The following is a 13,508-nucleotide window of genomic DNA, read 5'->3' as shown; positions in this document are numbered from 1 at the left end:
AGTGACCTTTAAGTTCCCGGTTGGACCTTCCAAGGGACGTTGCAACATATGCGGGCAGGAAACCGACCTGACCGAAAACCACGTGCCGCCCAAGGCGTGGGCTCAAGGCATCGCTCTGAGGGTGTCCAGCGTCGCCGATGCAATCAGTGGAGAGAAGAAGCCGCGGTCGCACAAGATGCCCAATGGTGTTTGCTTCAGGAGTATCTGCAGGACCTGCAACGGCTCGGTGCTTTCTCGATACGACAAGGCGCTTGTATCGATGAGTCGACAGGTGACGGAGATCTTGCGTGATCGAAGCAAGGTCACCTACTACCAGAGCATCCGCATCCAGCCGCAGCTTGTGGCAAGGGGAGTTCTGGGCCACATGTCATCGGTGGGCTTGAATCGCTACGACGAACGCCACAGCCAGCATCTGTTCGATGACCGGTCAGATCTTCTACGCCAGGTTCGGCTTCACTACTGGGTGTATCCCTACAGCGGTCGAACGGTTCTTCGCGACTTCGGGCTGGGCATCTTGGGCGGGAAAGGCAGTTCGGCGATCTATGTCCTGAAGGCCTATCCGCTGGCCTTTGCAATGGTCTGGAACAGGGACTTTCAGTTCGAGGACTGGCAGCCGCAGAGCTTTGACCCGTTCGCTGGGTTCGAACCAGACCAAGAGGCCAACCTTCCGCTGGAGTTCGTGGGCCTGCCAGGACAGGTTTGGCCAGAGCACGTCCAGGGGAATACGTTCGCGGTCCTTCATTCCGATGGCGCGTTTGTGGCAACGGAGAAAGGACGGGGCTAGGTTTGGGCGGTTTCGGCTCTTCCGGAGCGGAGGCGCTGCGGATAGCAGCAGCGTTCCAAAGAAAAAGCCCGGGCTGGGCCCGGGCTTTTCATATCGGTCAACGGGGAGCGTGGCTCAACGCGCGTTCACCGGGTGTGCGGTGGGCAGCTGGCTAGCCGCTACCGCAATGGTCGTCTGATACACCACTTCGTGTGCCACGCCGATAGCGACACCAAGCGGATGCTTCTTCAAGCGATAAATCGTGCTCTTAAAGCGTTCAATTGTCTTTCTTACAACATTCTTCTTTTTCATTTTTGGTTCCTTGTAATTGTTTTTATCAACACATTTGACTTCTTCCTTTGCCTTTAGGTTAACCACCCATCGTCTGAGGGCTTTCAGAGCGATGGCAAACGACGTTACGACCATTGCGACAACCCAGGACTCGCACCCGGAACTGTCCACAAATTCGGATGAGGCGATTATACGGCGAAAGAGGAAGCTTTTCAACGAAAACAATTGTATTTGAATTGTTTTTGTGCTTGGAGTTCGCGAACAAGGGCCCCGAAGGGCTAGCTGCCCTCGTTGGATGCTCACCGGGGCCGTCCTGGATGCCCAATCTAAAGGGCTGGATTGGGATAGCATTCCAACGTTTGTTAACTTTTACCTAGATCCGCGCTACGTTCTGGGATCATGAGAAGCCCACGACCCTGCTGCCCAAATGCCGAGTGCGCCTACCACCAGGTGCCGCCGGCGGGGTTTTACCGGAAGCGTGGTTACTACAGGCCGCGGCACAACCGCCAACCCGTGCCTCGTTACGAGTGCCGAGGATGTGGGGCGTGGTTTTCTTCTTCGCAGGCCAAGCCCACGCGGGGCCAGCACCGGCCGGAGTTGAATCGAAAGGTCCTGGAGCTGGCCGTGTCAGGCGTAACCATGCGTCGGATGGCTGAGGTGCTGGGGTGCAGCCAAAGCACGGTGGAACGCAAGGTGGCCCATTTGGCCGCCCAGGCCAAAGCCCATCACACAAAGCACCTGACCACTCTAAGCACTCGTTACGCCATGTTCGATGAGCTGGAGACCTTCATTCATGCCCGCTGGAAGCAGGTTTCCGTGTCGGTGGTGGTTCGCGTCAAGACGGGAGAGGTGCTGGCGTTCGGGGTGGCTCGTAAGCCTTCCAGCATGCGGCAAGGCATTGAAGGCAATCGCTGGGTCATCAATGACCGCCCCCAGGTGATTCCCCGAGTGCTCTCCGAAGCGGCCATTGGAATGAAGGCTGGCGCGACGCTGGCCAGCGATGGGGATGCCAATTATGGAAAGTGGGTAGCGCAAACGCTGCCAGGGATCACCCACGCCAAGCTCCGGTCTCCGACCGTGCCCGAATACGACCCCTTGTTCGCCATCAACTTGGCGTTCGCGAAAATGCGCAATGACCTGGCCCGATTGGGGCGGAAGACCTGGACGACCACCAAGACCCTTAAGGGGCTGGAGAATCACTTGTGGTTGTGGGTGGCTTGGACGAATGATTATCAACTTCGCTGATAAGGGCAACTCTTTCTACCCATCGCCCAAACTTCGTGTCTTTGTTTGCCTTCCACATAATTGCGCAAAAAAATATGAGAACAAATCCAAGGCATGCGATTAAGAAAGAGCTCAAAGCCTGCCCCCAGAAGGCCCCACGAAAAGAGAGCCTTTTTCGCAATGCGGAGAAGTGACCATTGTTCTCATCCTGCGCCTCAGCGATCACCTCCCTAACTGCGCTCGCAAAATCCTTAATACACAGGTCTTCGATTCGCGTTTCGATATGTTTTTCGATTCTTTTGTCAATCGAAAGGTCGGCAGCAATTTTGAGTGCGTCATCCGCAGTGTATCCGGCATCAAGCAAATCAGACATCAGCTTATCAGCATACTGTTCTTTAATTGCCCAGCGCAGAAGATCCTCTGTTTCAGAGGAAAGCTTTGTCCTTCGTCCCTGCTTGATACGACCCATCCATCAGTCCCCGTGATGGATGGGCCCGTTCTGGTCAATTTTGGGCTTGATGCCCAGCCTCTTGGCAGACTTCAAAGCCGCATCCAGCAACTCATCAACCACCGACTTTTCAGTCATGTCTGGAACGTCTTGCTTCCACATCTTCAAAGAAAAATCTTGGCAAATGTCTCGATGGATACGCTCATTCGCGTTAGCAGTGGCAAAATTTTTCATTTCAGTTCCCCTGATATGCCAGCTGTCGGTCTGGCTTCTGTGTGGGGTCCACGATTTCAGGTTGCCTGCGTGGTCAGTCGAGTCAAGTGGGGAAATCGCGCGCAATTCAGGATCTGAGGCCGTGAGGCCACAGTTTCGGCATTTGCTTGTTAGGCAATGCCAGATCTTTCGAAACATTTGGGGCATCGTTTGTCTCCGGGTTGGGTAGCTGTGTGCGCACTAAACAAGGGCAGCTAGCCCGAAGGGCCCTTGCCGAGACACGATCACCTCCTTTTCGCTGCTGACATTCGTTACCAACCGATGGCCCAGGCTGCGCCCACGGCCGTGTCCTGTCCGCTGCGGGAAACCCCGATCGAGAAAGCCGATGGGGATCCGCGTGGGGTGGTCACGTCCCGGGTGTAGCCAATGGAAATGGCGGCTTGGCCGCTGCAGCCACCGACACCTACGGCCAAGCGGTTGCGGTTCTCACCGTGGATCGCCGACGTTGAGGTGGCCATTTGGGCGTTTGCTTGGGCCATGGCGCACACACCGCTCACCCGTTTGTCGAGCTGGCGGAAACGGCGGTCCGTCAGGTTCCAGCGGTCGTCTTGCTGCCGCTGGTAGTCCCACAATTGGCCACCGTTGATCGCGTCCGTGGACCCAGGAGCGATCGCCCCTGCAGCCACCCCAGTTACCCGCTGGTTGCCGGCGTTGATCCCGGATCGGGTGACCGATGGGCCGCCTTGGACAGTGAAGCCGTCGCTGTTGTGGATGGCCTTGGCCACTTGGACCGAGCCCTGCTCGGAAAGCTCAATGGTGTCTTTCAAGGCAACGGTTTGGGTGCCGTCCCCGTTGTCCGTGACCTCGATGTTGGCCCCGGCCACCGCAGAGCTGCCACCGCCATCCTTGCCGTCCTCTCCATCTTGTCCAGCCGGACCTTGGGGGCCTGCTGGCCCTGGTGTTCCGCTTTGTCCGTCCGATCCTGCCGGGCCTGGCTCGCCTTTATCTCCCTTCAGCGACGCCAACCATTCGCGCTCATTGCCCTGGTAGCCATTGTTCACGGCCACTTGGTAGGCACTGGCACCATCGGAGCCTGCTGGACCTTGGCCGCCGCCGGGGTTGTTCTCAATGGTGTGAAGTCGTCCGTCGATGTCGTAGAGCGCGTCAGCAACCGTGTGGTAAGTGTTGCCGCTCTGCATAACATACGTCGGAGCGATGAATTGTCCATTGACGTAACGTGCACCGGCCCCCAGTGCACCAGCCATAGGATTTAATTGCCCGACTGTCGCAGCGTCTGTGTCGTAGAGGCCGTCGGCCACGTTGGACACACGGCGCTTAAGCGTAGCGTTACCCACGGAGACGGTGTTGGCTTCGCGGCCGCAGTCGCTGGTAGCGCCGAGGGCTACGCAGCCATCAGCGTCGGCGTTGGTGAAGGCTCCCAGCGCGGTTGTCGCGGTCTTGGCCCCCAAATGATTGGAATTGAGAGCTCGGCCGCCATCGCCCACTACCACAGTGCCTGCGCCAGTAGCTCGAATGTTCTTGCCCACGCCAACCCCTCCTTCATTGCTATTGGAGGGGTTGCCGTTGACTTGGCTGTTGCTGCCAATGATGGTTGCGTTGTCTCCGTTGCTGTTGTGGCCAACGACGACCGTGCCGCTCACCGCGCCAGCAGGCGCGAACGCGTCGTTTCCAATAACAATGACGCCGCCGGCGAGGGCTCGAACCCGAGTTCCGAAGCCAATCGAACCAGTTCCAACGACACTGTCCGCTCCCACTGCGATGCAGTCGCCGAATGCTGCATTGGGACTTCCAGCGAGGGAGCCCTTTCCCACTGCGACGCAATTGTTGTAGGCGGTCGAGTCGTCACCGACGGAGGTGCCTTCAGAGTCTGTGGCAGTGGCGTTGTTGCCAACTTGGGTTTGAGCATTTGCTAGACCCGCTACAAGGACTGCCAACCAAGCGCAGTGGATGAGGGAGCGTTTCATGGGGTGGCCTCCTGGGTCTGAAATGAGTGAGCGTGTGCACTCACGAATAGATCAGATCCTGGAATGCGCAAGCCCCCCCAACGAAACTTCCCGGCGCAACGGCAGGAGGGGCCGTTGCGCCAGGAAGCGGTGGGGCCGACTTTTCCCCACCCCTGTTCTTCTACGACAGGGAAAAAATTCCGCAAGCCCCCTTGCGCGTTTTCGATTCTCCGCTTGCATGGGTGTATCGCTCATGTGAGTAAGGAGGCCTACTCATGTTTCAACGCTTGTTGCTCGCGCTCGCATTGGCCAGCGCCCCCATCTTGGTCCACGCTCACGCGCCAGCCGCAGATTCCGCCGAGGTCCACGGGAAGAAGCCAGGGTTTTTCAAACGCCTGTTCCACCGTCACAAAGACGCCCCGCAGTGGGACGGTGTCCAGCCCGAGCTTCGCTCAACACTGGAACGGATCGCTTTGCAAATGAAGGGCGAGGGCTACGACCTGCGCCTGATGGAGGGCTACCGCTCTGAACAGCGCCAGGCCGCGTTGCTCGCCAGCCAGAAGGGCGTGACCCAGGTGGGGCCAGGCAGCAGCTGCCACAACCACGGCTGGGCGGCGGATATGGTCATCTACAAGCGTGGGCGCCCTTCTTGGGACCTGAGGGACGAGCAGGTGCGGCAGGGCTACCAACGCTTCGGTGAACTGGCCCAGCAGGCGGGATTGAGGTGGGGTGGGGCTTGGAAGAGCTTCCAGGACATGCCCCACGTCGAGATGCGCAGCGAGTGCCTGGTGGCGATCCGGTCCTACCGCGCCGGCCAGCCCATGTTGGTGGCCGAGGTGGTGCCCGAACCGGTGGTCCCCTTGGCGCCGATGTGGCCCGGGCTGATGCCGCTGGCGATCACGCCGGCCACGCCCTGCGAAGGCTGGATGTGCGCCCGGCGGTGGGACTGGAACCTGTCCGTGGCGAGCGCTCCGATGGGGGGATTGGTGGGCGTGCAAAGCACGCGGTCGGAAGCGTCGTTTCAGTGCCCGGCAAGCGACATTTTTTTGGGCCGTCATAGCGCATGAGTGGCTTCCTCCGCTCATGGCTCCGAGGCTGCCGCAGTCGGCGTTAGGGGCTGCGCAAAAAGTCCTTCAATAGGGGGTTGAGCAGGTCGCCAAGGGGTAGCCAAATCCGCGAACGATCCGATGAGGCTCTGGCAATCTGTTGTAAATCAATAAATTGATTCTGCCAATGAGTCGCACGCCGCTACTGCTTCATGAGCGGGGTGTGCTCTGGCGCGCTTCCGGATTTCTGCTGCTTCTCGATTTTTGACATATCAATCAATGCTTTAAGTAATCTGTGTGGCGACGACTGTGGACGAGTAGGGACATCTATTCCCGTCTTTGGACAGTCACCTTTAGCGCCAAAGTAGCGCCCTAGGATAACGTCCAGCGAAACAGGGTCCACCCGGAGCTACACGATGGAAAACAAGGCCTCTCGACGTCTGGCGCTTACGGCGACCATGGTCAAAGAGCAGCTGTCCTTCACGCGCGTGCCGGAGGTCAACGCCGAGGGCAAGATCGTCAAGTTTGCCCCGAATACGGATCAGAAGCGCTATGTGGTGTTCGATAGCCACCGAGACGCGCCGGTTGGCTTTGGGGTGGCGGTGAACAAAACCGGGATGAGCTACATCTTGCAGCGCCGCATTGGTGCCCGTGTGCTCAAAGCGACACTGGGGAATTGCCGGGACATCACCCTTGCCAAGGCCCGTGAAGACGCCAAGGTTGCTCTGGCTTCCATGCAAGCCAGTGGGAAGACGCCCGCCCAGGCCAGGCAAATCGACAAGGACGAGATCCGGGTAAGCCTGATGACGGTTGAGGCGTGCTTTGCGCTCTATCGCCGTCATTTGATTGAGCGTGCAAGGCCTGCCAAGGACAGCAGCCTCGGGGGCTGGAATACGCCGAGAAGCGGCTTGGCCGGGCTGAGGTGGATCTATTGGGTCTGCCTATCGGTGACTTGGTCAACGAACAGCGGATCCTGGATGCGTTTGACGAAATCGCCAAGGGCAAGCGCCATCTGGCCGAGGGGACCAAGCGGGCGAATGCCACAACCACGGCGTTTGATAAGCCAACCGTCACCACCGCAGAACTGACTTTCCGTTGGGCCAGTCGCGCGGTGGGCTACTGCATGGATCGGGAAAAGCGCATTGCCGCCAACGCGGGCCGGTCGCCTTCGTTGCAGATCAATCCGTTTACGGTGCTTCACCAAGAAGGCCGCTACCGAACGCGCGAGCAGTTGGAGGCGGACTATGAAGCAAGCCAAGCCCGTAACCCGATGCAGCTTCGCGACGGTTCACTGGGTCGCTTCTTGGCGGCGCTTTGGGAGCGGCGAAAGGTTGATAACTACCGCACGGCGTGTGACTACCTGCTTTTGACGCTCCTCTGGGGAACCAGGCGGGGTGAGGCAGCCCCGTTGAAATGGCGCCTGAATCGCCCAGGGTTTTCTAGACAGTCGTCAGCCGTTTAGTGCGTACTGCTTCTCGAACTCTACCGGGGACAGCCCGTCGTTGGAACTGTGCCGCCGTTTTGGGTTGTAGAACATCTCGATGTACTGGAAGACGTCGGCCCGTGCCTCGTCGTGATTGCTGTAGATCCTCCGCTTAATACGCTCCCGCTTCAGTAGCTGGAAGAAGCTCTCCATCGCTGCGTTGTCATGGCAGTTTCCTCGTCGACTCATGCTGCACACGATGTCGTGCTCGCGCAGGAAGCTCTGCCAGTCTTCGCTGGTGAACTGGGTTCCCTGGTCGGAGTGAAGCAGAAGCCCGGGGCTTGGCTTGCGCCGCCACACTGCAGCCAATAGCGCCTGCAAAACCAGGTCCGTATGTTGAGTTGGTCGGGTTGCCCATCCAACGACCTGACGCGAAAACAGATCAAGCACTACCGCCAAGTACAGGAAGCCGTCGTACGTGCGGATGTAGGTGATGTCCGTGACCCACGCGCGATTTGGCTCACTGACTTTGAAGCCGCGAGCCAGAACGTTCTTGGCGACTGATCCAACAGGGCCGCTCAATGGGCGTGGTCGCCGACCGTAGCCGACCATTGCCCGCAGCCCCTCGCTCTTCATCAAGCGTGCCACGCGATGACGACTACACGTCTCGCCAAGCTCGCGCAGATCTGTGGTCACTTTGCGGTGGCCATACACAGAGCCGCTTTCCAGCCAGCTGTGCTTGATTAGGCCGAGCAACCGCTGATCGTCCTTGTCGCGAGCGCTTGCCGGCTCTTTTAGCCAGGCGTAGTAGCCACTGCGATGGACGCCAAGCATCCGACACATCGCCGCGAGGCCGAACTCATCTGCGTGTTGCTTCATGAAGGCGTACTTTGCTCTTACCCCTTTGCAAAGTACGCGGCGGCTTTTTTTAGGATGTCTCGCTCTTCAGTGACCCTGCGTAGCTCAGCCTTGAGGCGGCGCACTTCCGCGTTCTGGTCCTGCTCGACACGCCGGCCAACATCGCCTTTGCCTTGTTGCCGCTTCCAGCCGTAAAGACTATGGATCGACACGCCCAGTCGCTCGGCAACCTCCGCTACCGGACGGCCGTACTCAACGATCTGTCGGACCGCCTCGATCTTGAACTCATCGGTGTACCGCTTCGTGCTCATAACCACCTCCGCCTAAGCCATAGTTTATGGCTGCGAGGTGTCTACGGAACCCTGGGCGATTCACCATCGGATCGATAAGCGAGATCTTTCGATTAGCTCTTGGGTGGATTTGGAGGCCGGGTGGGTGTCTTTTGCCAATACGAAAAACGGCTCTACCCATACGCTCCCGCTTGCGCCGGGCGCTAAGCGGATTTTGACCCTGCGCGAGGAGGCGTCTCGGAAGAGCCAGTCTCCTTGGGTTTTTCCGGCTCGGAGCAGCAGGGCGGTGCAAGGCCACTATTTGGACAGTAAGGCAATCTTGCAGGGCTTGAAGAAAGCTGGCGAGATCGAGGCGCTTAGGACCCACGACCTGCGTCGGACCTTTGCTACAGTGGCCGAGGAAGTGGCTTCGTATGCGGTCGTGAAACGGCTTCTCAATCACCGCAACAGCCGAGACGTTACCGGCCGCTACACTAAAGTGGACGATGCGCGGCTGCTGGAAGAGATGACGCGAATTGAGCGAGTTATGCTCGCCTCGGATCCGCTGCTGTTGACCGTTCTGACCTAAGTCGTTTGGCTGCCAATAACAAGGAGGATTACATGGGCATCAAGTATGTGCTCGCGAAGCTGGAAGATGTCACCAGCATCTCGGAAGGTCCAGCCGAGCAGAAGGGAGATGAGGAATTTGCCGAACTCCAAGTGACATGGGATTACGGCACCGAGCAGGGCGACGACTGTAGCTTTGAATTCGTCGAAGCAAGGAGAGGGGAGCTTGTCTGGCTGACGTCTGCTCAGGTCAAAGAATCAAAGAGGCTTGATCCATTTGATGCTGTGACGAAAAAGGCCTGGGATACCCTGTCGCGGAAATACGAAAAAGAAGCTGAGGTAACGACCTATCACTCTAGCTCGAGCGATGGGAGCTTCGTCGTTAGGCGTGTCAGCTTCTTCCTTAACGGGAAATGGATTGAACCCAAGACTCACTTTGTCGTGATGCCTCGTCAAGGAGGCCGGATCTTTGGCGTTTATGGTAGTGCAACGAAAGCACTGGGCGTGGCTCAGGTCAGGATGAGGGCTAACGCAGAGTTTGAGGCAGCCAACAAAGATAGAGCCAACGACATTAAGCCGGGTAGTCCTTAAAGGTTGTCAGGCAGCGTTTGGCCGGGTGGCTGGCTGGGTAAAGCCGAGGTGACATCTTGATCTTTCCACATCGTTGAATAGCCCGGTTCCCAATGGCGCCGATGTGAGCGCCAGTGCTCAATGCACAGTTCAGTGGCAAGGTCTGCCTCGCGGCGGGCGTCTCTTGCTGGCAAGCGAGTGAGTGCGGCAATGTATGCACTGTTCCAAAATTCTTCGATATTCATAGGTAGTTGGGAAATTGAAGTCTTCCTTGTCTAAGGCAAAGCGCGCACCTGTCAAGTGTGAATGCTTGGCAGGAGTAGAGGCCCCGATGAATGACAGCAGTGACATCCCATTCCGATTGACCCAAGTTGCGCAAAAGCGCCTGACCGCTGATCAGCTCGCGGAAGTGCGCCGCCGTTTGGAAGAGCGCCCCGAAGACGCCGACTTCAATGCTGTAGAAGCGGCGATCTATGTGGGCAGAAGCACCAAGACCTTGAAGCGCGCGATCGATGCAGGTGTGGGACCGGCCCGGGCGAAGAACCCTGATGTCAGCGGTCTCTACGCCACTAATCGCCATACGCGCTACCGCAAGGGCGACCTCGATGCGTGGCGGTCGAGCCTGATTGGCTTTGCGGTCGAGTTCAAGCGATTCGACGACCTGACCTTTGACGCGCCTTGGATCGTCACAAGCGCGGGAAAGATCTGGGGACACATCTTGGATGCCGAGAGCATTGATGCCGTCTTGCGTGCGCTGAGCGACGACGAGGTTGTCTTCGCCACTCTCAATGAGGCGCTGAGAGAGGCGTGGTCGGACATGTCTGCGCGTCGGGCCTACGAGGCGGTCTTTGATGACCTTGTGGGGCATGAACGTGCTGCCATTAAAGCGGCAGGTGAGCGTGACGCCCTTCATTCGGAGTTTGGCATGTAACCGAAAATTAGCCAGGGACAGTGATTGTGCCTGGCTTCAATCGCGGGTGACTGCTTATGCCCGCACCGCAGTAAATGGAACTTACAGGGGGTTGTGGTGACGATTTTGAACGAGATCTTTGAATGGTCTAAGGGCCTGCCACCTTGGCAAAGTGATGCCATCTCTCGACTGCTAGCAAAAAATGCTCTCGATGAACAAGACGAGGCGGACCTGCTGGCGCTGCTGAAATCTGCGAACGGCATTGCCGATCCGAAGGGGCGGGTAGCCAAGCCGCTTGCGGCGGGACAAGTCCCACTGCCACCTGCGGGTGGGAGCACCATCGTGCTGCAAGCCGTGAAGGATTTGCAGCACGTCAATGCTATCGCGCCGCACCAAAGCCTGGGGATGGGTGCAACTGGCTTAACAATCATCTACGGCAGTAACGGGTCGGGGAAGTCTGGTTACTCGCGAGTTCTCAAGCGCGCATGTCGTGCTCGTGATCAACAAGAGGACATTCATCCAGACGCCAACCTCGCTGCTTCCAAGTCCACCACGCCGCAGGCGACCTTTGTCGTGTCGCAAAACGGTGTGGTCAGCGAGCTTACTTGGCAGCAGGGCGTCACACCGCCAGAGGAGCTTTCATCCATTGCGGTTTTTGACGCGCGCTGCGCTAAGGCATATCTCGACCAAGAGGGAGACTTTGCCTATGTGCCTTACGGCTTAGAAGTGTTCGCAGCGCTCGCAACGCTATGTCAGCGTCTGGAGGCCAAGGTTTCGGACGAACTTCTCAGGGCACAGGTCGACACTACAGCTTTCGCGCCTCTCCTCGGTGAGACGCAAGTTGGGAAACAAATTGCTGTGTTGTCTGCCAAGACCAAGCCTGAGGTGATCGAAAGCTTGGCGACCTTGAGCGAGAAAGAGCTTGCGCGGCACGCCGAAGTGGAAGCCAGTCTGAAGGAAGGCAACCCCAAAGAGAAGGCACAACAAGTTCGTCTTCGGGCCCAGCGGTTTAGTGCACTTGCAGCGAAGGTGGCAGTCGAAGAGGAGCGCCTGAGCGAAGCGGCGGTGACGGTCGTCCATCAAGCAGCTGATGCCTATCGCAATGCGCAGGTCGCAGCCAAGATCGCCGCTCAGTTGCATACAGAGGGCGGCAAACTCTTGCCAGGCACCGGTGGCGAGGTGTGGCGAGATCTCTATGAGGCGGCAAAGAAGTTTGCCGTCAGTGCGTATCCGGACAAGAGCTTCGATGAACTCTCGTCGGATGACGCTTGCTTGCTTTGCCAGCAGCCACTGCAAGCGGGCGCCGAGCGAATGCGGCGCTTCGAGGCCTTTGTAGAGGCTGAGGCAGAGAAGGCGCGCGATGCCAGGCGAGAGGATTTTCGTGCGGTCTTTGTGCCGATGACGAAGGAGGTCGTCGCCCTCGGGTTGGATGAGGCCATTCGGGTCGAGCTTCGCGCGGAAAACGAGCAGCTGGCCAGCGACGTGGAGGCGTATGAAGAGGCGTTGATTGCGCGCCAGAAATCCGTCAAAGATGCTGCCACTGCCGATGATTGGAGTGTGGTGATCAATGCCGGGGGGAGTCCGAAAGCAGCACTTTCGCTTCTTGCTGAGCAATTGCACAGCGCAGCCAAAGCGCTTGATGACGCTTCGGATGAAAAGGCGCGCAATGCTTTGCAGAGCGAGTTCAATGAGCTCAAGGCCCGCATGCAGTTGGCGGTGGTCAAAGACTCGGTGCTTAGCGCCATTAACAAATTTTCAGTGCAATCCAAACTGAAAGGCTGCCTGCCCCATCTCCGGACGCGGTCGATCTCCACCAAGGCTACCGAGGTTGCCGCACAGGTGGTCTCGAAGGAACTGGGTGAAGCGCTCAATCGTGAGTTCAAGTCACTCGGGGTCTCTTCACTGAGCGTGTCTTCGCAGAGTCGATCCGCTCGTGGAAAGACGCTCCACCGACTTCGTCTAGAGTTGCCTCAGTCATTGTCACCCTCTGAGATCCTCAGTGAAGGTGAGCAGCGCGCCATCGCTATCGGTTCGTTCCTGGCCGAGGTTTCACTGAGTGGCCAAACGGGAGCAATTATATTCGACGACCCGGTTTGCTCTTTAGATCACCGTCGTCGTGAGCGCGTTGCCAAGCGTCTTGTTGAAGAGGCAGAAAAGCGGCAGGTGATCATCTTTACGCACGACATCTATTTTTTGAACCTACTGACTGAAGCTGCCGTGCGCGCGGGCAGGCCCGTCGTGACCCAAAGCTTGGTTCGTCAGGCTCAAGGTTACGGCGTTGCAAGTCCCAATCTTCCATTCGAAGGATTGAGCAGTTCAAAGCGTGTGGGGTTCCTCAAAACCGTTCACGTTGAAGCAGCGAAGGCGCACAAGCTTGGGGAGGAGCAGAAACACTACGACCTCACCGTAGGGGCTTACTCCAACTTGCGCTTGGCTTGGGAGCGAGCAGTGGAGGAGGTGCTGCTCCGAAACGTCGTTCTCCGGTTCCGCAAGGGCGTGGAGACGCAGCGTCTATCAGGTGTAACGGTGACGGATGCTGATTACGCGCGCATCGAAGCAGGTATGGCTAAGTGCTCTAACTACGCGCACGACAAGGCCCAGTTCGGTGGGATCGCGGTTCCTGAGCCGGACGAGCTCATGGAAGACATCGCTGACTTCGATGCCTTCATCAAGGAGGTGAATGCGCGCTCGGAGAAGACGGTGGCATCGCGAAAGAAGGGGGCACCGGCAGCAGCAGCCCCCGCATGAGCTGCTGATAGAAGGCTGTGGTGCTCCTCTTAGGAGGGGCGCCACGGTCAAAGATGGTGTCTTAATCTGGCTGGCACGACCGGGATGACTTGCGCCCACATCCTTAGTCTCGCTCGCGCCGCATTCCGAGCTTTGGATGTTCATCGGGCGACGAACAGAACGAGGGGGCGACCAGCCCGGATCCGGCTTGACTGATCGTAGATCTGCCTTAGCT

General features: G+C 58.1%; 13 protein-coding genes. 8 read left to right on the top strand and 5 right to left on the bottom strand.

Going from position 1 to position 13,508, the window contains the following annotated elements; all coding sequences use genetic code 11:
- Position 1: 1 nt before the first annotated feature.
- Positions 2–784, top strand: a complete 783-nt coding sequence (locus tag POS15_RS11420; protein WP_141098920.1) for a hypothetical protein — start codon at positions 2–4, stop codon at positions 782–784.
- A 114-nt stretch (positions 785–898) separates the two neighbouring features.
- Here POS15_RS11420 and POS15_RS11415 read toward each other — a convergent pair whose 3' ends face one another.
- Positions 899–1,075: a hypothetical protein gene (locus POS15_RS11415; protein WP_005410152.1), complete on the bottom strand. Its 177-nt coding sequence runs from the start codon at positions 1,073–1,075 to the stop codon at positions 899–901.
- Between the two features lie 627 nt (positions 1,076–1,702).
- Between POS15_RS11415 and POS15_RS11410 the strand changes: the two genes are divergently transcribed.
- Positions 1,703–2,299 (top strand): hypothetical protein, encoded by a 597-nt coding sequence (locus POS15_RS11410; protein ID WP_049400426.1) that lies wholly within the window; start codon positions 1,703–1,705, stop codon positions 2,297–2,299.
- Here the strand turns inward: POS15_RS11410 and POS15_RS11405 are convergent.
- The 3 genes from POS15_RS11405 to POS15_RS11395 form a co-directional block, all read right to left on the bottom strand.
- Positions 2,235–2,747, bottom strand: a complete 513-nt coding sequence (locus POS15_RS11405; RefSeq protein ID WP_133120055.1) for a hypothetical protein — start codon at positions 2,745–2,747, stop codon at positions 2,235–2,237. The two genes, POS15_RS11410 and POS15_RS11405, sit on opposite strands and share 65 nt — an antisense overlap.
- A 3-nt stretch (positions 2,748–2,750) precedes the next feature.
- Positions 2,751–2,960 (bottom strand): hypothetical protein, encoded by a 210-nt coding sequence (locus tag POS15_RS11400; RefSeq protein ID WP_049421744.1) that lies wholly within the window; start codon positions 2,958–2,960, stop codon positions 2,751–2,753.
- Between the two features lie 290 nt (positions 2,961–3,250).
- Complete coding sequence (locus tag POS15_RS11395; protein WP_046272093.1) at positions 3,251–4,924, bottom strand: hypothetical protein; 1,674 nt, start codon at positions 4,922–4,924, stop codon at positions 3,251–3,253.
- Between the two features lie 254 nt (positions 4,925–5,178).
- Between POS15_RS11395 and POS15_RS11390 the strand changes: the two genes are divergently transcribed.
- Entirely contained in the window at positions 5,179–5,970 is a 792-nt protein-coding gene (locus POS15_RS11390; protein WP_232092451.1) for a M15 family metallopeptidase, read from the top strand.
- 395 nt (positions 5,971–6,365) lie between these two features.
- Positions 6,366–7,037 (top strand): integrase arm-type DNA-binding domain-containing protein, encoded by a 672-nt coding sequence (locus tag POS15_RS11385; protein WP_284128199.1) that lies wholly within the window; start codon positions 6,366–6,368, stop codon positions 7,035–7,037.
- A gap of 362 nt (positions 7,038–7,399) precedes the next feature.
- On the opposite strand, the gene POS15_RS11380 is transcribed toward POS15_RS11385, so the two are convergent.
- A protein-coding gene (locus POS15_RS11380; protein WP_087944428.1) for an IS3-like element ISStma9 family transposase occupies positions 7,400–8,541 on the bottom strand; the annotation gives its coding sequence in 2 pieces (ribosomal slippage) (positions 7,400–8,304 and positions 8,304–8,541; 1,143 coding nt in all).
- 37 nt (positions 8,542–8,578) lie between these two features.
- Between POS15_RS11380 and POS15_RS11375 the strand changes: the two genes are divergently transcribed.
- From POS15_RS11375 to POS15_RS11360, 4 genes are all read left to right on the top strand, one after another.
- Positions 8,579–9,088 (top strand): tyrosine-type recombinase/integrase, encoded by a 510-nt coding sequence (locus POS15_RS11375; protein WP_284128198.1) that lies wholly within the window; start codon positions 8,579–8,581, stop codon positions 9,086–9,088.
- A gap of 32 nt (positions 9,089–9,120) precedes the next feature.
- Positions 9,121–9,657, top strand: a complete 537-nt coding sequence (locus tag POS15_RS11370; RefSeq protein ID WP_284128197.1) for a hypothetical protein — start codon at positions 9,121–9,123, stop codon at positions 9,655–9,657.
- A 310-nt stretch (positions 9,658–9,967) separates the two neighbouring features.
- Positions 9,968–10,567, top strand: a complete 600-nt coding sequence (locus POS15_RS11365; RefSeq protein ID WP_284128196.1) for a hypothetical protein — start codon at positions 9,968–9,970, stop codon at positions 10,565–10,567.
- Positions 10,568–10,663: 96 nt separating this feature from the next.
- A complete protein-coding gene (locus POS15_RS11360) occupies positions 10,664–13,294 on the top strand; it encodes an AAA family ATPase (protein ID WP_284128195.1) in 2,631 nt (876 codons plus the stop codon).
- Positions 13,295–13,508 lie beyond the last annotated feature (214 nt).

The sequence above is a fragment of the Stenotrophomonas sp. BIO128-Bstrain genome (assembly GCF_030128875.1).
In the GTDB taxonomy this organism is placed as follows: domain Bacteria; phylum Pseudomonadota; class Gammaproteobacteria; order Xanthomonadales; family Xanthomonadaceae; genus Stenotrophomonas; species Stenotrophomonas bentonitica_A.
This window is presented reverse-complemented; position numbering and strand designations above follow the sequence as displayed.